Below are 18,929 nucleotides of genomic sequence, written 5' to 3' on the forward strand. Positions count from 1 at the left end.
CCATCATGAACGCGTAATCACCGAACCCCCCTTCCACGGTGTTACGTTGGCCGAGTCCCCTATCGGCCGCGTCACCTGCCCCCGCGACGATCCCGGGATACTCACCGGGCTCGGCGACACCTGGACGATCGGCGGCGTCTCGTCGTACAGACACCGTGCCGCATACGGCGTGACGGACTTCCGGCAACCCTTCGGCGTCGATCGCCAATGGGCCGGGCGGCACGGAGCGGTGCGGGCGCGCGGCGATCCCGGAGGTACGGAGCCAGATGGCCTTCCAACGGGTTCCCGGCTGCGAGTCGGGCAGCATCTCGCCGTGGAACTGCGTCGCCAACCGAAGCGGCCGACTCCTACCCGGCCGGACTCCGCGAACGGCTTGTCGCCGACGGGTCGGTGATGACCGGGACCACCTGGCGCGACCGCCCGGTGACGACAGGCAGCAGATCGGACCGGAAAGCCCGATGGTTCGGGCCGGCCGGCACCGGCGCCGATCGACCGACCAACTCCCGCACCAGCCAACCGACTTCCACGTCAGCGAACTCCCCCGTCAGCCAATCGGCTCCGCCATCGGCCGGACATCGTAGGCAAGACCGATCGCGTCCCCACCCGCTGGATCCGCCAGCTCCACACGCCACCCGTCGGCGAACTGGTCCACACCCGCGGCCATGGGAATGGTCCCGGAGATCAGGACAGTCCCGGGGATCAGCTCACCGCGGGAGCGCAGCACGTCAACCCAGTAGCCCGGGGTGAGGAGTTCGGCCAGTGTGCCGGTCTGGATCTCGGTCTCCGTGCCCGCGTGACTGACCCACGCGCGCAACGTGATCTCATCGATACGGGACTCCACGTCGGCCAGGCGCCAGGCGCGGCGCGCGAGGACGTCGGGGCCGGCGTTCTTGCTCCACGCCACCCCGTGCACCTCCAGGTCCCGGTCGGTGTGATCGCACGCGGCGGTCAGCAACAACTCCCCGCCCTCCGCGACGACCAACGCCCACTCGGCCTCGCCGGAGGTGCGGCCGTGCTGGACCGCGACGCGCTCGGTCTGCTGGGCGAGGTACGGGGAGACGGGGTAGAGCGCGGGCGTCACGGACGGCCCCGGCACCCCCAGCTCGGCGAGTTCCGCGACGTGCGCGGCGACGTCGTCCTGGCTGCGCCCGGCGTACCCGGCGTTGAGGACCTGGACGACGTCGACCTCGCGCGTCGATCCGTCGGGCAGTTCGAAGGTCAGCACGGCCATGAGGGCACTCCCAGGGGTCGGTGAAGAGGAGACAGGCACCGGTGACGGGCCGGCGGAACCCGATTTCTCCACGGTTGACTTCCGGCGCAGGGCTTGCGCATACATCCTGTATACAAGAAGTATGCCGGAAGGTCGATGTCCCCGAGCAAGGATGGGCCCCATGCACGACACCCCGAAGAGCGACACCGACGCCACGCGCAGCGGCACGGACGCCACGGCGAAAACCGCCGGCGTCCGCCGCGCCTTCGTCGCCAGCCTCACCGGCACCGCCCTGGAGTGGTACGACTTCGCCGTCTACTCCGCCGCCGCGGCCCTCGTCTTCGGCGACCTCTTCTTCCCCTCCGAGGACCCCCTCACCGGCACGCTCCTCGCGTTCTCCACCTACGCGGTCGGCTACCTCTCCCGCCCCCTCGGCGGCTTCGTCTTCGGCCGCCTCGGCGATGTGATCGGCCGCAAGAAGGTACTGATCGCCACCCTCGTCCTCATCGGCGCAGCCACATTCCTGATCGGTCTCCTCCCCGCCTACGGCACGATCGGCATCGCCGCGCCCATCGCCCTGGTCGTGCTCCGCTTCGCCCAGGGCGTCGGCGTGGGCGGCGAGTGGGGCGGCGCGGTCCTCCTCTCCAGTGAGTTCGGCGACTCCCGCCGCCGGGGCTTCTACGCCTCCGCCGCACAGGTCGGCCCGCCCGCCGGCAACCTGCTGGCCAACGGCGTGCTCGCCGCCCTCGGCGCCCTGCTGACCGAGGCGCAGTTCGAGTCGTGGGGCTGGCGTGTGGCGTTCCTGCTGTCCGGCGTCCTGGTCGGCTTCGGGCTCTGGATCCGGGCCAAGCTGGAGGAGACCCCGGTCTTCAAGGCGATGGAGGCCGAACAGTCCCGCCCCCAGACCCCGATCCGCGAGGTCTTCACCACCCAGCCCCGCGCCCTCACCGCCGCGATCCTGTGCCGGGTCGGACCGGACGTCCTCTACGCGATGTTCACCGTCTTCGTCCTGACCTACGCCACCCAGGAACTCGACATGTCCCGCGGCTCCGCCCTCGCCGCCGTCCTCATCGGCTCCTCGGTCCAGGTCTTCCTGATGCCCCTGGCCGGCGCCCTCTCCGACCGCGTCAACAGGCGCCTGCTGTACGGCACTTCAGCGGTCGCCGCCGCCGTGTGGCCGTTCGTGTTCTTCCCGATGGCCGCCGGCGGCTCCTGGCTGCCGCTCGCCGCCGGAGTCCTCGTCGCCCTGGTGATCCACTGCTGCCTCTACGGCCCACAGGCCGCCTTCATCGCCGAACAGTTCTCCCCCCGCCTGCGCTACACCGGCTCCTCGCTGGCCTACACCCTGGCCGGCATCATCGGCGGCGCCATCGCCCCGCTCCTGTTCACCACCCTGCTGAGCGCCTACGACAGCTGGGTACCGCTGGCCCTGTACATCGCCCTCGCCTCGGCGATATCCCTGGTGGGCGTCATGCTGGGCCGCAACCCGGAAGCCGCCGTGGACGAAGACGCCCAACTCGCCGCACCGAAGCCCCCGGCCACGGCGGACGCTCCCCTGGCCCACTGACAGCACCCACGCCACCCCGCCCCGGACAAGGAGACCCCGCCCATGCGGACCGCCCTCAGCCAGCTCACCACCGGCCCCGATCCCGAGAAGAACCTGCGCCTCATCGAGGAGTGGACGCGCCGCGCCGCCGACGCCGGAGCCCGTGTCGTCGTCTTCCCGGAGGCGTCGATGGCCTGCTTCGGCACACCCCTCGCCCCGCTCGCCCAGCCACTGGACGGACCATGGGCCGACGGGATCCGTGAGATCGCCCGCGCGACCGGCACAGTCGTCGTCGCCGGCATGTTCACCCCGGGCGGCGAGGGCCGGGTGACCAACACCCTGCTGGCCACCGGCCCCGGCGTCGAGGAGTCGTACGACAAGATCCATCTCTACGACGCCTTCGGCTTCCGCGAGTCCGAGACCGTGGCCCCGGGTTCCCGTCCCGCCGTGATCGACGTGGACGGGGTCCGGCTGGGGCTGGCCACCTGCTACGACGTCCGGTTCCCCGAGCTGTTCCGGGCGCATGCCGACGCCGGGGCGGTGGGCACCCTGCTGGCGGCCTCCTGGGGTGCCGGTCCCGGCAAGCTCGACCAGTGGCAACTGCTGGTGCGGGCCCGCGCGTTGGACGCCACGGTCTGGGTCGCCGCCGTCGGTCAGGCCGACCCCGGCACCGGTCCGGGCCCGGCGCCGACCGGTATCGGCCACAGCCTGGTCGTCGGCCCCGACGGGACCGTACGGGCCTCCCTCGGCGCCGAACCGGAGCTGCTCCTGACCGACCTGGACGTCGACGAGGTCGGCGCGGTCCGCGAGAAGACGTCCGTGCTGGCCAACCGGCGGCCGGAGGTGTGGCGATGAGCGGGCCCGAGCTGGAGTTCCACCACCCCGACGGGCCCTGGACCGGCACGGGACCCGGCGTCGAGGAGTGTGTGCTGGCCGAGGATCCCGACAGCGGGCGGCGCACCGCGCTCGTCCGCTGGGCTCCGGGCACGGACTCCTCGGCCGCGGGCGTGGCCCTGCACGACGTATGGGAGGAGGTCTACCTCGTCGAGGGGGCGATGCACGACCTGACGCTGGACCGCACCTTCACGGCGGGCATGTACGCCTGCCGTCCTCCGGGAATGCCGCACGGGCCGTGGACCTCGGCGGACGGTGTGACGATGCTCGTGATCACCTACCCCTGACCGCCGAGGACCGGCGTCAGCCGTCGAGGAGCACCTTGAGGGTCGACCGCAGGTGGTGGTCGATGGCCGCGCACGCGGCCCGCGCGTCACCGGCGGCGAGGGCGTCGACGATGGCCTCGTGCTCGTCGAGCACCGCCTTCTGCCGGCCCTGCTGGTTGAAGACGGCAACCACCCCGGCGCGGACCTGGCGGCTGCGCAGACCGTCGTAGTGCCGGTCCAGAAGAGTGTTTCCCACGGCGGACACCAGGGACGCGTGGAAGCGGTGGTCCACGGCGATGAACTCGTGGGCCTCCTCGGCGCCGGTGAGCGCGCGCTGCTGTTCCAGCAGGGAGCGGAGTTCCTCCAGGGGCACCCGCCCGGCCGCGACGAGCCGCTCGGCCGCGTACCGCTCGGCCATGCCGCGCAGCTCCATCAGCTCCCGGACCTCGCGCCCCGTCAGGGGGGCCACCCGGGCGCCGCGCTTGGGGACGAGTTCGACCAGGTCCTCCGCGGCGAGCATCAGGAGCGCCTCGCGGATGGGGGTGCGGGAGACGCCGATACGATCGGCGAGGTCCTGCTCCGACAGGAAGGCCCCCTGCATCCCGGGGTCCGTCAGCACCGTGTCCTTGAGATACGCGTAGGCCTTCTCCCGACCGGACGCCACGGCAACCCCCAGACATCGCATACAGTTTGTATACAAACGCTACCACGCGCGTTCCCGCCCGGGAGAGCCGTACGGCACGGGCCCGCGCCCCGCCTCCGGAAGCCGGCGCCGACGCACGAGCCCTGCTCTGTGGATAGAGTTCGACGGACTGGACTCCGATCAGAGCCCTTTGACGTAACGGCCTGGTGTTCGGCACACGGCCACGCCAGGCAGAGGGTGCAACACACCGAAAGTGACAGAATTGACCATGAGCAACGTCTACTTCGACATCACCATCGACGGCGCCCCCGCCGGCCGCATCGTCTTCAACCTCTTCGACGATGTCGTCCCGAAGACCGCCCGCAACTTCCGCGAGCTGGCCACCGGGCAGAACGGTTTCGGCTACGCGGGTTCCGGCTTCCACCGCGTCATCCCGCAGTTCATGCTGCAGGGCGGTGACTTCACCAACCACAACGGCACCGGTGGCAAGAGCATCTACGGCGAGAAGTTCGAGGACGAGAACTTCAACCTGAAGCACGACCGCCCGTACCTGCTGTCGATGGCGAACGCCGGCCGCAACACCAACGGCTCGCAGTTCTTCGTCACCACCGTCGTCACCTCGTGGCTCGACGGCAAGCACGTCGTCTTCGGCGAGGCCGTCGAGGGCACGGAGATCATCGACAAGATCGAGTCCCTGGGCTCGCAGTCGGGCGCCACGAAGGCCAAGATCGAGATCGCCGCGTCCGGCGTCCTCGAGGGCTGATCCAAGCACCGGAACAGCGCGATTTCGTACGCGGGCCCCGGGGACGGTACGTCGTCCCCGGGGCCCGCCGCGTATCCGGACATTCAGTCACGCAAGGTCCGGCGCGGGAAGCCCGTGATCAGGCCCATCGTGCGGCGGGTGGACCAGGGCTGCCCTACCTCCGCGTCGGCGAGGACGGCCAGGTCGCCGTGGCCGGCGCCGAGGAGGACGACTCGGGTCGAGTCTGCGCCGTGCAGAAGCCGGCGCTCCCGGGTACGCCGGACAGGGACGCAACCCCCTCGCAACCTTGCGCGTGCTGGGCTGGGCCACCCCACCCGCCTCCCTGGGACGGCTGACATGGACGACACCACCCCGCGCGTCGAACTCACCCCCGCCGCGGCCGATCTGCTGCGTCAACTCCACGCACAGCACGGCCCGTTGATGTTCCACCAGTCCGGCGGCTGCTGTGACGGCAGCGCGCCCATGTGCTACCCGGAGGGCGAGTTCCGCACCGGCGGCTCGGACGTACTGCTCGCCGAGCTGGCGGTCGACGGGGTGCCCGAGCCCGTGACCTTCTGGATCTCGCGCAGTCAGTACGAGGTGTGGAGCCATACGCGGCTGATCGTGGACGTCGTAGCAGGGCGCGGCAGCGGTTTCTCGCTGGAGGCACCCGAGGGGGTGCGTTTTCTCACTCGTTCCCGTGTAGTCGGCGCCTAGCGGCCCCGCCGGTCACCGTCATCTGCTGCACTTCCCCTGAGACTTGAGAGAGTTGACGAGACATCAGGGGATCCTGTGACGCACCGTCAAAAACGTTTAAGAGCAGGCAGATCCGTACTCACACATCTCACGGCATTCGGCGCGCTGGCCGGTGCGGCCCTGGTGGGGGCGGCACCGGCCGACGCCGTGCCGGGCACCACGCGGCTCGCGCCCGGTGTCACCTACCGGCAGTTCGACATCACGGCGGCCAAAGGTGTGACCCACGCCCATGTGGTCGTCGTGGACCTGCGCGACACCCATGTGCGCGTCAACCTGCTGTACCCGGGCGCGGTGGCGGCGCGGGAGCCCGTCTCCCAGCTCGCCGACTCGGCAGGTGCCGTCGCGGGCGTCAACGGTGACTTCTTCAACATCACCGAGACCCAGCACCCGGGCGTCGAGGCCACCGGCTCCACCGACGGACCCGCCATCGCGAGCGGCATCGCGCTCAAGGCCGCGGTGCCGGACGGCCAGCGCTTCGGGCCCGCGCTGCCGCCCGGCACGAACACCCGGAACGTGCTCGGCGTGGGAGCCGACCGGGTGGCCCGGCTGGACAGCCTCGCCCTCAGCGGATCGGTCCGCACCCCGGATGGTCGGCTGACACTCGGCGGGTTCAACCAGTACGCGCTCCCGGAGAACTCCATCGGTGCGTTCACCACACAGTGGGGCAGCGTCTCCCGGGTGCGTGCTACATGTGGCACGGACACGAACCGGGCCGGCGCCTGTAGTGCCGACACCTATGAGGTGACCGTCCGCAACGGCCGGGTCGTGTCGGCGTCCAACACTCCCGGCACCGGTGCCATCGCCGCGGGCACCACCGTCCTCGTCGGCCGTGAGGCGGGTGCGCAGCGGCTGCGGAAGCTGTCCACCGGCGAGCGGGTGCAGGTACGGCACCGTCTCGTGGCGTCGAGGTCCGGAGTTCCGTACCGCTTCGCCCTCGGCGGCTACCCCGTCCTGCGGAACGGCCGGCCGCTGGCCGGTCTCGACAACACGACCTCGGCCGTCCGCACCGCCGTGGGGATCGCGAACGGCGGCCACCGTCTGCTGCTGTTCGCGACGGACGGCGCGGTCGCCTACCGCAGCGGTCTGACGATCGCCGAAGTCGCCACGCAGATGCGGGAGTTGGGTTCGGTCGACGCCTTCAGTCTGGACGGCGGCGGCTCGACGACCCTGGTCGCCCGCGCACCCGGCGCGAGCGCCGTCACGGTACGGAACCATCCGAGCGGCGGCGCCGAGCGTCCCGTACCGAACGGCGTCGGGGTCTTCTCGACCGGCTGATCGGCCAACCGGTCAGGCGACCGACCTCACGGATGCAGGCCGCTCACCAGATCCGCGGTGGCCGTCAGGCCGCTGTGGATCGTGGGCGCCATGCTGGTGCTCGCCATGAAGAATCCGAGCAGTGCGCAGACCAGCGCATGGGAGAGCTTCAGCCCGCCGCTGCGCATGAAGATCACCGCAAGGATCAGGAGCAGCAGCACCACAGAGATGGAAATCGCCATCGTCACCCTCCTCCGCCACGCCGCCATGCCTGGTTCGCGGCGTTCGGCCGCAAGTGTGGCGTAGCGGAGGGTTCGTCCGGGCTGCTGACGTGTCCCCCGAACGTGTGGTGTCACGCCGTGCGGCGCGCGTCCAGGAACGCTTCCAGCCCGGCCAGGTCGTCGGTGTTGAGGAAGTCCACACCGGCGGCGAAGAGTTCGTCCCACAGCGCGTCACGGGCCGGTCCCGCCACGTCCGGGGTGTTCCAGAACCGCACGGTCTGGTCGTGGGCGTGCGCCTGCGCGACGATCGAGCGCAGCTTCTGCCGTTCGGCGTCGGGGAAGGCGCCGTCACCGAGCCAGGTGAAGTTGGTCTGCCAGTTGTCGCTGATGAGCGAGATGAAGGACGCGGGCGCCGAGCTGCCGAGGTCGGTGAGCCGGCCGTCGTAGAAGGCGCGTCGCACGGTCTGCGCCTCCATGGGGACACGGGCCGCGCGGTCGCCGGAGATGACGTTGGTGACGGCGCCGGGGTGGACGCGTCCGTGGGCGTAGGTGGTGAACAGGTGCTTGTAGCGCAGGAGATGGCGGTCGAGTTCGAGGTACGTCGAGGAGCCCTCGGTCTTGATGTCGATCAGGAGTTGCAGCGGGTGGCGCCAACCCCGGTACACCGAGCCGTGGTTGGCCTTCACCAGGGCCGAGAGCGGTTCGAGGTACAGGGATTCGAGCGTGCGGCTCGGGTCGAGTTCGGACGCGTCGTGACCGATGAGGAGTTGGTCGCCGACGAGGAAGATGTCGGCCTCGACACTGCCGAAACGGTGGTCGAGGGCGTCGAAGAGCGGCCGGGGGTGCTCGTAGTCGTTGTGGGCGTGGGCACGCCACAACGGCCGCTTGCGGTGCCCTTGTTCGCCGGCGAAGGCGCTGCCCGCGGGCGGCGCGAGGACGGCCGCGACGGTGGCGCCGAGCGCGGTGAGGGCTCTGCGACGGGTGATGAGGGCCATGGTGTTCCTCCGTGTGGGGCGGGCTAGAACCACAGGGAGTATGAGGCTGTGAGCACTCCAACGAACCTGTACATGCCAGGAGTTGGCCGGACCGCCCTCGCGTGTTCACTCCTTCGGCGGGGGCGCACGGAAAAGCCCGCCCCAGGTGGGACGGGCTTCCCGCGGTCTTCACTCCATGGCGCTCAAGGAGCTTGCAGGTCGACCAATCCGGCCAGCGCCTCGCGATGGGCGCCCGCCGTGCCGTAGGCGATCGAGTCGGCCTTGGCCCGCTTCAGGTAGAGGTGGGCCGGGTGCTCCCACGTCATGCCGATGCCGCCGTGCAACTGGACGGCCTCCTCGGCCGCGTGGACGGCGACGGCCGCCGCGTAGGCCTGCGCGACGGCGACCGCCACATCGGTGTCCTCACCGGTCGCGAGGGCATCGGCCGCGTTGCGCGCGGCGGCCCGCAGGCTGACGACCTCCAGCCACAACTGCGCCAGCCGGTGCTTGAGCGCCTGGAACCCGCCGACGGGCCGGTTGAACTGCTTGCGCTCCTTCAGATACCGGACCGTCTCGGTCAACGTCCAGTCGGCGAGCCCGAGTTGCTCGGACGCGAGCAGCCCGGCCCCGGCCCGCAGAGCGCGTCGTACGGCCGGTCCGGCATCCCCGATCCGCCGCCCCGCGGCCCCGTCGAACACCACGCGCGCGAGCGGCCGCGTCAGGTCCAGGGACACCTGCGGTACGACGGTCACGGCGCCCGCGTCGACGGCGTACAGCCCGCCGTCCTCCCCCGGCACCAGCAGCACATCGGCGGCGGCAGCGTCCGCGATGCCGGTCAACTCCCCGTGCAGGGAGCCGCTTTCATGCCGTACGGCCTTGTAGGCACCGCCCGGCGCGACGCTCAGGGAGACGGCGAGGGCGCCGATCTTCCGCCCGGAGGCCAGCTCGGCGAGGAGGTCCTCGGCATCGCTCGCGAGGAGTGCCTCGGTGGCGACGACCGCGCTCGTGAGGTACGGGACGGGGGCCACCGCGCGGCCCAACTCCTCCAGGACGACGGCGACTTCGCGGTGCGTGGCGCCCTGGCCGCCCCGCTCCTCGGGCACCAGGAGACCGGCGAGGCCCATGCCGTCGGCGAGGGACTTCCACAGGGACAGGTCGTGCGGGGCGTCCGACTCGGTGCGGGCGATGACACTCGCCGCGTCGCAGTGGTCGGTGAGCAGGTCCCGGACGGCGGCGCGGAGCGCCTCTTCCTCCTCCGAGTACAGCAGATCCGTCATCGCGCGAGGTCCTTCCAGGCGACGTTCTTGTCGGTGCGCGGTTCGGCCGGGAGGCCCAGGACACGCTCGGCGACGATGTTCAGCAGGACCTCGCTGGTCCCGCCCTCGATGCTGTTGCCCTTGGAGCGGAGGTAGCGGTAACCCGCGTCACGGCCGGTGAAGTCCACGAGTTCCGGGCGGCGCATGGTCCAGTCGTCGTACAACAGGCCTTCCTCGCCCCGGAGTTCGACCTCCAGGCCGCTGATCTCCTGGTTGAGGCGGGCGAAGGAGAGCTTCATGCCGGAGCCCTCGTGGCCGGGCTGGCCCGCCACGAGCTGCTGGCGCAGCCGCTCGCCGGAGAGCCGGGCGACCTCGGCCTCGACCCAGAGCTTGAGGAGACGCTGGTGGAGGTCGTGGGTGCGCAACTCGGGGCGTTCGCGCCAGGTCCGGCTGATCGGGCCGATCATGCCGCCCTCGCGCGGGATGCGCATGCCGCCGATGGAGACGCGCTCGTTCATCAGCGTGGTCTGCGCGACCCGCCAGCCGTCGCCGACCTCACCGAGGCGATGGGCGTCCGGGATACGGACGTTGGTGAGGAAGACCTCGTTGAACTCGGCCTCGCCGGTGATCTGGCGCAGCGGCCTGACCTCGACGCCGGGGTCCGTCATGTCGCAGATGAAGTAGGTGATGCCCGCGTGCTTGGGCACGTCCGGGTCGGTGCGCGCGATGAGGATGGCCCAGCGGGCGAGGTGGGCGCTGGACGTCCACACCTTCTGCCCGTTGACGACCCAGTCGTCGCCCTCACGGACGGCACGCGTACCGAGCGCAGCGAGGTCGGACCCGGCACCCGGCTCGCTGAAGAGCTGGCACCAGACCTCCTCGCCGACCCAGAGCGGCCTGAGGAAGCGGCTCTTCTGCTCCTCGGTGCCGAAGCGCAGGACGGTCGGCGCGGCCATGCCGAGGCCGATGCCGATCCGGCGCGGGTCGTTGTCGGGAGCGCCCGCGGCCTCCAACTCGGCGTCCACGACGGCCTGGAGAGCGCGCGGGGCACCGAGTCCGCCGAGCCCCTCGGGGTAGTGCACCCACGCGAGCCCCGCGTCGAAGCGGGCCTTGAGGAAGTCCAGCTGGTCTGTCTCCAGCGGCGGGTGCGCGGCCAGCAACTCCTGGGCGCGGCGGCGCAGTTCGGCCGCGGCCGCATCCGCTCCCGTGGTCTCCTCGCTCATACGGCGGCTCCGTTCTCCAGCGACGGTACGACGACGACCCGGCCGGTGGTGACACCGTCGCCGAGGCGCTGCACGGCGGCGGCCGCACCGGCCAGCGGGACGCGCTCGCTCACCAGCGGCTTGATGACGCCGCGTGCGGCCAGGTCGGTCAGCTGCTCGTGGCAGTGCGCGATCAGCTTGGGGTTCTTGGTCGCGTAGAGCCCCCAATGCAGGCCCTGGATCGAGTAGTTCTTCACCAGGGCGTGGTTGAGGCCGGGGCTGGGGATCGTGCCGCTCGCGAAGCCCACGACCACGATCCGGCCCTCGAAGGCGACCACCTTCGTGGACTGCGTGTAGGCGTCGCCGCCGACCGGGTCGAAGACCACGTCGGCACCGCGTCCGCCGGTGGCCTCCTTGACGGCCGCGACGACGTCCTCGGTACGGCGGTCGATCACGACGTCGCAGCCCAACTCCCGCGCCACGGCAGCCTTTTCGGCTCCGCCGACCACACCGATGACGGTGGCTCCGGCCGCCTTGCCGAGTTGCACGGCCGCGCTACCGACTCCCCCGGCGGCTGCGTGCACGAGGAGGGTCTCGCCGGCCTCCAGGTGGGCGCGGCGGTGGAGGGCGAACCAGCTTGTCTGGTAGCCGATGTGGAGTGCGGCGGCCTCGGCGTCGTCCAGCGAGTCGGGGGCGGGCAGCAGGGCGGCGGCGTCCGCGATGGCGTACTCGGCGAAACCGCCGTACGGCAGTGCGGGGTTGGCGATCACTCGGCGGCCGTCCTCGGTCTCGCCGCAGATCTCCACGCCGGGGGTGAACGGGAGTGGGGGCCTGACCTGGTAGTGGCCTCGGCACATCAGGACGTCCGGGAAGTTGATGTTCGCGGCGCGTACCTTCAGCAGGACCTGGCCGTCGCCCGGCGTGGGTCGTTCCACCTCCGTCAGGCGCATCGCCTCACTTGGCTCGCCGTTCTCGTGCACTTGCCATGCCTGCATGCGGGGCCTCCACGGGACTGCTCTGTCTGACCGGGGTCGGTTGCATACTAAGCGGTCGCTTGCCGATGAGGGAACAGTCGGGTTCGTCACGGTGGCGTGGGTGCGTGTTGTTTTTTGGCTGCGGGTTGGTGGGGGCTGGTCGCGCCCACGCGGCGGAGCCGCAAATCGATACAGCCCCGCGCCCCTGAAAAAGCTCCCTCACTTACCTTGCTTGGGGCGTGCGCGGACGTGCATGCGCTCGCCCTGTGGGCCGAACAGGCTCAGGAACTCCGCGGGGCCCTCCCCCGTGGACCCGAACCAGTGCGGCACCCTCGTGTCGAACTCCACGGCCTCTCCCGTCGCGAGCACGACATCGTGTTCGGCGAGCACGAGCCGCAGTCGTCCGGACATCACGTACAGCCACTCGTAGCCCTCGTGCGTCCGCAGGTCGGGTTCCTCCTTGCGCTGCGGCACCAGCACTTTGAAGGCCTGCAGTCCGCCCGGCTGGCGGGTGAGCGGCCAGTAGGTGCGCCCGTGCCGCTGGATCGGCTCGGCCCGCACCCGGGGATCGCTCACCGGCGGCGTCCCCACCAGTTGGTCCAGCGGCACCTGGTGGGCCCGCGCGATCGGCAGCAGCAGCTCCAGGCTGGGCTTGCGCAGCCCGGACTCCAGCCGCGAGAGGGTGCTCACCGAGATGCCGGTCGCCTCCGACAGGCCGGCGAGCGTCGCGCCCTTCTCCTTCCGGATCCGCCGCAGTCGCGGGCCGACCTCCGCCAGGACCTCGTCCGTGTCGTCGTTCATGACCGACATTGCAGTTTCGGCAAACGTGTTTGTCAATACGGCAGGGATGGGGCGACCTTCGGGGGTGGAGGTGGTCACCGTGACCGAGACACGTACCGGAACCTACGAAGTGGTCGTCATCGGCGGTGGAGCGGCAGGGCTCTCCGCCGCGCTGGTGCTGGGCCGGTCCCGGCGTCGCACGCTCGTCGTCGACGCAGGCGAGCCGCGCAACGCGCCCGCCGCGCACATGCAGGGCTATCTGACCCGGGACGGGATGTCTCCGGCCGAGTTCCTCGCCCTGGGGCGCGAGGAGATCGCGCGCTACGGCGTCGATCTCGTCCGCGACCGCGCGGTGGACGTCACGAAGGGTGAGGGCGAGGGCTTCGCCGTAGCGCTTGCGGGTGGGGAGACCGTGCACGCGCGGCGGATCATCGTCGCCACCGGGCTCAAGGACGAGCTGCCCAGCGTCCCCGGGGTCGCCGAGCGGTTCGGGCGGGACGTCATCCACTGCCCGTACTGCCACGGCTGGGAGGTCCGCGACCAGGCCTTCGGTGTGCTCGCGACCACACCGATGAGCGTGCACCAGGCGCTGATCGTCTCGCAGTGGTCCAAGGACGTGACCCTGTTCCTGCACACGCTCGCCGAGTCCGAGCTGACGGACGACGACCTGCGCAGGCTGGCCGCGGCCGGGGTCGCCGTGGTGCCCGGCGAGGTAGCCGAACTGGCCGTCGAGGACGACCGCCTCACCGGCGTCCGCCTCACGGACGGCACCACGCACCCCTGTGAGGCCCTGTTCGTCGCGCCCCGCCCGATCCCGCAGACGGACCTGCTGGAGAAGCTGGGCGCCGAACTGCGCGAGACCCCGTTCGGCGCGTACCCGGTGGTCGACGAGACGGGCCTGACTACCGTGCCGGGCGTCTGGACGGCGGGCAACGCGATGGGCTTCGCGGAGCAGGTCGTGAACGCGGCGGCAGGCGGCTACCGGGCCGGGGCCACGATCAACGGGGAACTACTCATAACCGACCTCGACACGGCCTAGGGGCGCGGGGAACTGCGCGACCAGCCACAACGCACCCGCAGACGAAAAACCACCGTTCGTCGGCGTGAAAATCAGCGGAGCGCGCCGCACGATGGCTGCATGCTGCTGACCCGGCTCGCGCATGTGTCCCAGGAGGTCGCCGCCACCTCGGCGCGGTCCCGGAAGATCGCCCTGCTCGCGGAGCTCTTCCGGGACGCGGCGCCGGATGACGTCCCGATCGTCATCCCCTATCTGGCGGGACGACTGCCGCAGGGGCGGCTCGGCATCGGCTGGAAGGTGCTGAGTCAGTCCGTCGAACCGGCCGCCGAACCCACCCTCACCGTGCGCGAGGTGGACGCCCGGCTCACCGGCCTCGGCAGGGTGTCGGGCGCGGGTTCGCAGGCCGAACGGGCGCGTCTGGTGGGCGAGTTGATGGGTGCGGCCACCGCCGACGAGCAGCGCTTCCTGTTCGGGCTGATCACGGGTGAGGTCCGGCAGGGTGCGCTGGACGCCGTCGCCGTGGAGGGCCTGGCTCAGGCAACTGACGTGCCCGCAACGGACGTTCGGCGGGCCGTGATGCTGGCCGGTTCGCTCCAGACTGTGGCCGAGGCGCTGCTCGCCGAGGGTCCCGCCTCCCTCGACCGCTTCCGGCTGACCGTGGGCCGCCCGGTCCTGCCGATGCTCGCGCACAGCGCCTCGTCCGTCGCCGAGGCGGTCGAGAAGCTGGGCGAGTGCGCGGTCGAGGAGAAGCTCGATGGCATCCGCGTCCAGGTCCACCGCGACGGTGATGTCGTACGGCTCTACACCCGCACCCTCGACGACATCACCGACCGGCTGCCCGAACTGACCGCTGCCGCCCTGGAGTTGAGAGGCGAGCGGTTCATCCTGGACGGTGAGGTCATCTCGTTCGACGAGGACGGGCGGCCGCGTTCCTTCCAGGAGACTGCGGGCCGGGTCGGATCGCGGGTGGACGTGGCCGCGGCCGCCGAGACGGTCCCCGTCTCCCCCGTGTTCTTCGACGTCCTGTCCGTCGACGGCCGTGACCTCCTCGACCTGCCGTTCGCCGAACGGCACGCGGAACTGGCCCAGTTGGTGCCCGAGCCGATGCGGGTCCGGCGAACTCTCGTGTCCGGCCCGGAGGATGTCCCGGCGGCGGAGGCCTTCCTCGCCGAGACCTTGAAGCGCGGGCACGAGGGGGTCGTGGTCAAAGGGCTCGACGCCCCCTACAACGCGGGCCGCCGGGGCGCCTCCTGGCTGAAGGTGAAGCCCGTCCACACCCTCGACCTGGTCGTCCTTGCCGCCGAGTGGGGACACGGCCGACGCACCGGCAGGCTCTCCAACCTCCACCTGGGCGCCCGGAGTTCGGACGGTTCCTTCGTGATGCTCGGCAAGACCTTCAAGGGCATGACCGACGCCCTGCTGACCTGGCAGACCGAGCGCCTCCAGGAGCTGGCCGTGGAGAGCGACGGCCACGTGGTGACCGTACGGCCCGAACTCGTCGTGGAAATCGCGTATGACGGCCTACAGAGGTCCACCCGGTACCCGGCCGGTGTCACGCTGCGTTTCGCGCGGGTCGTGCGGTACCGGGAGGACAAGCGGGCGGAGGAGGCGGACTCGGTGGAGACGTTGTTGGCGGCACATCCGGAGGTGAAGCCGTGAGTCGGGACGCGCGGGGGAAGCGGAGTGCTGGGCTGTTGTTGTTCCGGCACACCGATCGCGGGCTGGAGGTGTTGCTCGGCCATATGGGCGGGCCGTTCTTCGTGCGCCGGGACGCCGGGGCGTGGGGTGTGCCCAAGGGTGAGTACGAGCCCGACGAGACCGCCTGGGACGCGGCCCGGCGTGAATTCCAGGAGGAGCTGGGGATCGCGCCGCCAGACGGTGCGGCGATCGAGCTCGGCGAGGTGCGGCAGGCCAACGGGAAGGTCGTCACCGCGTGGGCGATCGAGGCGGATCTGGACCCGGCGGCCATGGTTCCCGGCACCTTCCGGATGGAGTGGCCGCCGAAGTCCGGGCAGGTCCAGGAGTTCCCGGAGCTGGATCGCGTGGAGTGGCTGGGGCTCGAACGGGCGCGGGCCGTCATCGTCACGGCGCAGGCCACGTTTCTCGACCGGCTGGTGGAGCACTCGGGCTGAAGGGCCGTGCACGCGTTGCGGTCCCCCGCGCCACGCGGGAAGGTCGAAGCACAGCCCGCTCCAGGAGGTCAGCCATGCCCATCGCGACGGTCAACCCGGCGAACGGCGAGACGCTCAAGACGTACGAGGCCATGGGCGGCGAGGAGATCGAGCGGCGGCTCCAGCTCGCGGAGGCCACGTTCCGTACGTATCGGACGTCTTCCTTCGCCGAGCGCGCCCGGCTCATGCACCGGGCCGCCGACCTGCTCGACGAGGACCAGCAGGACATCGGCCGGACCATGACCACCGAGATGGGCAAGCCGGTCAACCAGGCCCGCGCGGAGGCCGCGAAGTGCGCGAAGTCGATGCGCTGGTACGCCGACCACGCCGAGGGACTCCTCGCCGACGAGGAGCCGGACGCGGCGGATGTCAAGGACTCGGGCGGCTCCCGGGCCCTGGTCCGCTACCGGCCGCTCGGTCCGGTGCTCGCGGTGATGCCGTGGAACTTCCCGCTGTGGCAGGTGATCCGGTTCGCCGCGCCCGCGCTGATGGCGGGCAACGTCGGTCTGCTCAAGCACGCGTCGAACGTGCCACAGACCGCCCTCTACCTGGAGGACCTGTTCCACCGCGCGGGCTTCCCGGAGGGCGCCTTCCAGACCCTGCTGGTCGGCTCCGGCGCGATCGAGGAGATCCTGCGCGACGAGCGGGTGAAGGCGGCCACGCTCACCGGCAGCGAGCCGGCCGGGCGGGCGGTCGCGTCCGTCGCCGGGGACATGGTCAAGAAGACGGTGCTGGAACTGGGCGGCAGCGACCCGTACGTCGTGATGCCGTCCGCCGACATCGACCGGGCGGCGCAGATCGCGGTGACCGCGCGGGTGCAGAACAACGGGCAGTCGTGCATCGCCGCGAAGCGGTTCATCGTGCACGCGGACGTCTTCGACGCCTTCGCCGAACGGTTCGTGGCGGGCATGAAGGCGCTCACGGTCGGTGATCCGCTGGCGGAGGAGACCGAGGTCGGACCGGTCGCGAGCGAGCAGGGCCGCAGCGATCTGGAGGAGCTCGTCGACGACGCGGTGGAGAGCGGGGCCACTGTGCTGTGCGGCGGTGAGCGGCCGGACGGGCCCGGCTGGTTCTATCCGCCGACCGTCCTCACCGACATCACCCGCGAGATGCGGATCCACCGCGAGGAGACGTTCGGGCCCGTCGCCACGCTGTACCGGGTCGGCGACCTCGACGAGGCCGTCCTCCTCGCCAACGACACGCCGTTCGGGCTGAGTTCCAACGTGTGGACGCGGGACGAGGCGGAGGTCGAGCGGTTCGTACGGGACCTGGAGGCGGGTGGGGTGTTCTTCAACGGGATGACCGCGTCGCATCCGGCGTTCCCGTTCGGCGGGGTGAAGCGGTCCGGGTACGGGCGGGAGCTGTCGGGGCACGGAATCCGCGAGTTCTGCAACATCACCACGGTATGGCACGGAGCGTGAGCGTTCCGCGGCTACGATCCCCTCTGTGAACCGCGAAGTGACTCTGCCTCTGATCGTCGACGACCGCGGGACCTTGCAGGTGGCTGCCGCCGATGTCAGCAAGCTTTTGCGTACCGTGGGTGGGCGGTGGCTGCACCTTGTCGAGGCCGGGGAAGAGGGCTTGGACGAGGACACGGTGGCCGCGCTGACGATCGAGCTCGCGAAGCTTGCCGACCGGATTGACGTTGCGTGCATTGCGCATAGCAGTGGGGGCGGCTCGTAGTTTGCTGAGTGGCGGGCCGGTGGGGGCTGGTCGCGCAGTTCCCCGCGCCCCTTAGGGGGTGGCGCCCAGCCTTGGTCGAGAAGTCGCCCTGCCTTCTGCTTTCACAGGAATTGCTGATCCGGTCTTTATTGGCGTGTCCCTGAATTGGAGTAGTCCACCGCGAGATCGTCGTCCTCCCGGGTGATCGTGGGTGCACCACCCTCTGAGGTGAACCACCTTCTGACCGGCGGGCGAAGGCCTTCCGGAAGGCGAAAGCAGGGACGGTTCATGGCGACTTTGTGCAAGCCCTCGGTGTCGGTTCCCGAGCACGTGATCACGATGGAGGAGACGCTGGAGCTGGCGCGCTCCCGTCACGCGGACCACCCCAACCTGCCGCTGGCCCTCCGGCTGATCGAGAACACCGGTGTGCGCACCCGGCACATCGTGCAGCCCATCGAGGAGACCCTGAAGCACCCCGGGTTCGAGGACCGCAACAGGATCTACACGGCCGAGGCGAAGGCCCGGGTCCCCTCGGTCGTGCAGCGCGCGCTCGACGAGGCGGAGCTCCTCACCACCGACATCGACGTGATCATCTACGTCTCGTGCACGGGCTTCATGATGCCCTCGCTCACGGCCTGGCTGATCAACGAGATGGCCTTCGAGTCCACCACCCGCCAGATCCCGATCGCCCAGCTCGGCTGCGCGGCCGGCGGCGCGGCGATCAACCGGGCGCACGACTTCTGCACGGCGTACCCCGACGCCAACGCGCTCATCGTCGCCTGCGAGTTCTGCTCGCTGTGCTACCAGCCGACCGACCTCGGCATCGGCTCCCTGCTCTCCAACGGGCTCTTCGGCGACGGCATCGCAGCGGCCGTGGTGCGCGGGCGCGGCGGCACGGGCATCCAGCTGGAGCGCAACGGGTCGTACCTGATCCCCAAGACCGAAGAGTGGATCATGTACGACGTCCGGGCCACCGGCTTCCACTTCCTGCTGGACAAGCGGGTGCCGGCCACCATGGAGCCCCTCGCACCGGCGCTCCAGGACCTCGCGGGACTGCACGGCTGGGACGCGGCCGACCTGGACTTCTACATAGTCCACGCGGGCGGGCCCCGAATACTCGACGACCTGAGCAAGTTCCTCCAGGTCGACCCGCACGCGTTCCGGTTCAGCCGGGCCACCCTCACCGAGTACGGCAACATCGCCAGCGCCGTCGTGCTGGACGCGCTGCGCCGGCTCTTCGACGAGGGCGGCGCCGAACACCGGGCGCGCGGACTGCTCGCCGGGTTCGGCCCCGGCATCACCGCCGAGATGGCCCTGGGCCGCTGGCACAACGACGACCGAGAGACGGCTTGAGTACGGC

20 protein-coding genes are annotated in these 18,929 nt (G+C 70.6%); 12 read left to right on the forward strand and 8 right to left on the reverse strand.

What is annotated here, in order from left to right; translation table 11 throughout:
• Positions 1 to 544 precede the first annotated feature (544 nt).
• The gene (locus R2B38_RS03365) at positions 545 to 1,231 is read right to left on the reverse strand and encodes a DUF2848 domain-containing protein (protein WP_318014880.1); all 687 of its coding nucleotides are present in this window, start codon (positions 1,229 to 1,231) and stop codon (positions 545 to 547) included.
• Between the two features lie 160 nt (positions 1,232 to 1,391).
• Between R2B38_RS03365 and R2B38_RS03370 the strand changes: the two genes are divergently transcribed.
• From R2B38_RS03370 to R2B38_RS03380, 3 genes are read left to right on the forward strand one after another with little or no spacing between them, the layout of a single operon-like run.
• Entirely contained in the window at positions 1,392 to 2,777 is a 1,386-nt protein-coding gene (locus R2B38_RS03370) for an MFS transporter (RefSeq protein WP_318014881.1), read from the forward strand.
• A 42-nt stretch (positions 2,778 to 2,819) separates the two neighbouring features.
• Complete coding sequence (locus R2B38_RS03375; protein WP_318014882.1) at positions 2,820 to 3,611, forward strand: carbon-nitrogen hydrolase family protein; 792 nt, start codon at positions 2,820 to 2,822, stop codon at positions 3,609 to 3,611.
• A complete protein-coding gene (locus R2B38_RS03380; RefSeq protein WP_318014883.1) occupies positions 3,608 to 3,937 on the forward strand; it encodes a cupin domain-containing protein in 330 nt (109 codons plus the stop codon). The genes R2B38_RS03375 and R2B38_RS03380 overlap by 4 nt, the downstream gene beginning before the upstream one ends.
• A 16-nt stretch (positions 3,938 to 3,953) precedes the next feature.
• On the opposite strand, the gene R2B38_RS03385 is transcribed toward R2B38_RS03380, so the two are convergent.
• The gene (locus tag R2B38_RS03385) at positions 3,954 to 4,580 is read right to left on the reverse strand and encodes a GntR family transcriptional regulator (RefSeq protein ID WP_318014884.1); all 627 of its coding nucleotides are present in this window, start codon (positions 4,578 to 4,580) and stop codon (positions 3,954 to 3,956) included.
• 247 nt (positions 4,581 to 4,827) lie between these two features.
• Here R2B38_RS03385 and R2B38_RS03390 point away from each other — a divergent pair, with 247 nt between their 5' ends.
• The 3 genes from R2B38_RS03390 (at position 4,828) to R2B38_RS03400 (ending at position 7,332) form a co-directional block, all read left to right on the forward strand.
• Positions 4,828 to 5,322, forward strand: a complete 495-nt coding sequence (locus R2B38_RS03390; protein ID WP_033278279.1) for a peptidylprolyl isomerase — start codon at positions 4,828 to 4,830, stop codon at positions 5,320 to 5,322.
• A 336-nt stretch (positions 5,323 to 5,658) separates the two neighbouring features.
• The gene (locus R2B38_RS03395; RefSeq protein ID WP_318014885.1) at positions 5,659 to 6,018 is read left to right on the forward strand and encodes a DUF779 domain-containing protein; all 360 of its coding nucleotides are present in this window, start codon (positions 5,659 to 5,661) and stop codon (positions 6,016 to 6,018) included.
• A 162-nt stretch (positions 6,019 to 6,180) separates the two neighbouring features.
• Entirely contained in the window at positions 6,181 to 7,332 is a 1,152-nt protein-coding gene (locus R2B38_RS03400; protein WP_318014886.1) for a phosphodiester glycosidase family protein, read from the forward strand.
• Positions 7,333 to 7,358: 26 nt separating this feature from the next.
• Here the strand turns inward: R2B38_RS03400 and R2B38_RS03405 are convergent, their stop codons facing one another.
• The 6 genes from R2B38_RS03405 to R2B38_RS03430 all read right to left on the reverse strand — a co-directional run bounded on the left by R2B38_RS03405 (position 7,359) and on the right by R2B38_RS03430 (position 12,739).
• Entirely contained in the window at positions 7,359 to 7,553 is a 195-nt protein-coding gene (locus tag R2B38_RS03405) for a hypothetical protein (protein WP_026150825.1), read from the reverse strand.
• A 110-nt stretch (positions 7,554 to 7,663) separates the two neighbouring features.
• A complete protein-coding gene (locus R2B38_RS03410) occupies positions 7,664 to 8,527 on the reverse strand; it encodes a phosphatidylinositol-specific phospholipase C/glycerophosphodiester phosphodiesterase family protein (protein WP_318014887.1) in 864 nt (287 codons plus the stop codon).
• A 182-nt stretch (positions 8,528 to 8,709) separates the two neighbouring features.
• Complete coding sequence (locus tag R2B38_RS03415) at positions 8,710 to 9,783, reverse strand: acyl-CoA dehydrogenase family protein (protein ID WP_318014888.1); 1,074 nt, start codon at positions 9,781 to 9,783, stop codon at positions 8,710 to 8,712.
• The gene (locus tag R2B38_RS03420; RefSeq protein ID WP_318014889.1) at positions 9,780 to 10,985 is read right to left on the reverse strand and encodes an acyl-CoA dehydrogenase family protein; all 1,206 of its coding nucleotides are present in this window, start codon (positions 10,983 to 10,985) and stop codon (positions 9,780 to 9,782) included. Before R2B38_RS03420 ends, R2B38_RS03415 begins: the two co-directional genes overlap by 4 nt.
• On the reverse strand, positions 10,982 to 11,959 hold the full coding sequence (locus R2B38_RS03425; protein ID WP_318014890.1) for an NADPH:quinone oxidoreductase family protein: 978 nt from the start codon (positions 11,957 to 11,959) through the stop codon (positions 10,982 to 10,984). The genes R2B38_RS03420 and R2B38_RS03425 overlap by 4 nt, the downstream gene beginning before the upstream one ends.
• 198 nt (positions 11,960 to 12,157) lie before the next feature.
• Positions 12,158 to 12,739: an XRE family transcriptional regulator gene (locus R2B38_RS03430; RefSeq protein ID WP_318014891.1), complete on the reverse strand. Its 582-nt coding sequence runs from the start codon at positions 12,737 to 12,739 to the stop codon at positions 12,158 to 12,160.
• 46 nt (positions 12,740 to 12,785) lie between these two features.
• Between R2B38_RS03430 and R2B38_RS03435 the strand changes: the two genes are divergently transcribed.
• The 6 genes from R2B38_RS03435 (at position 12,786) to R2B38_RS03460 (ending at position 18,922) form a co-directional block, all read left to right on the forward strand.
• The gene (locus tag R2B38_RS03435) at positions 12,786 to 13,757 is read left to right on the forward strand and encodes an NAD(P)/FAD-dependent oxidoreductase (protein WP_318014892.1); all 972 of its coding nucleotides are present in this window, start codon (positions 12,786 to 12,788) and stop codon (positions 13,755 to 13,757) included.
• 99 nt (positions 13,758 to 13,856) lie between these two features.
• Positions 13,857 to 15,395: an ATP-dependent DNA ligase gene (locus tag R2B38_RS03440; RefSeq protein ID WP_318014893.1), complete on the forward strand. Its 1,539-nt coding sequence runs from the start codon at positions 13,857 to 13,859 to the stop codon at positions 15,393 to 15,395.
• Positions 15,392 to 15,868, forward strand: coding sequence for an NUDIX domain-containing protein (locus R2B38_RS03445; protein WP_318014894.1), 477 nt, complete (start codon positions 15,392 to 15,394; stop codon positions 15,866 to 15,868). Before R2B38_RS03440 ends, R2B38_RS03445 begins: the two co-directional genes overlap by 4 nt.
• Positions 15,869 to 15,942: 74 nt before the next feature.
• Positions 15,943 to 17,328 carry an NADP-dependent succinic semialdehyde dehydrogenase gene (locus R2B38_RS03450; protein WP_318014895.1) on the forward strand — a complete coding sequence of 462 codons (1,386 nt, stop codon included), beginning with the start codon at positions 15,943 to 15,945 and terminating at the stop codon, positions 17,326 to 17,328.
• Between the two features lie 25 nt (positions 17,329 to 17,353).
• Complete coding sequence (locus tag R2B38_RS03455; protein WP_033278262.1) at positions 17,354 to 17,590, forward strand: DUF6213 family protein; 237 nt, start codon at positions 17,354 to 17,356, stop codon at positions 17,588 to 17,590.
• Positions 17,591 to 17,857: 267 nt separating this feature from the next.
• Positions 17,858 to 18,922, forward strand: a complete 1,065-nt coding sequence (locus R2B38_RS03460; RefSeq protein WP_318014896.1) for a type III polyketide synthase — start codon at positions 17,858 to 17,860, stop codon at positions 18,920 to 18,922.
• Positions 18,923 to 18,929 lie beyond the last annotated feature (7 nt).

It is taken from the genome of Streptomyces sp. N50 (assembly GCF_033335955.1).
Lineage (GTDB): Bacteria > Actinomycetota > Actinomycetes > Streptomycetales > Streptomycetaceae > Streptomyces.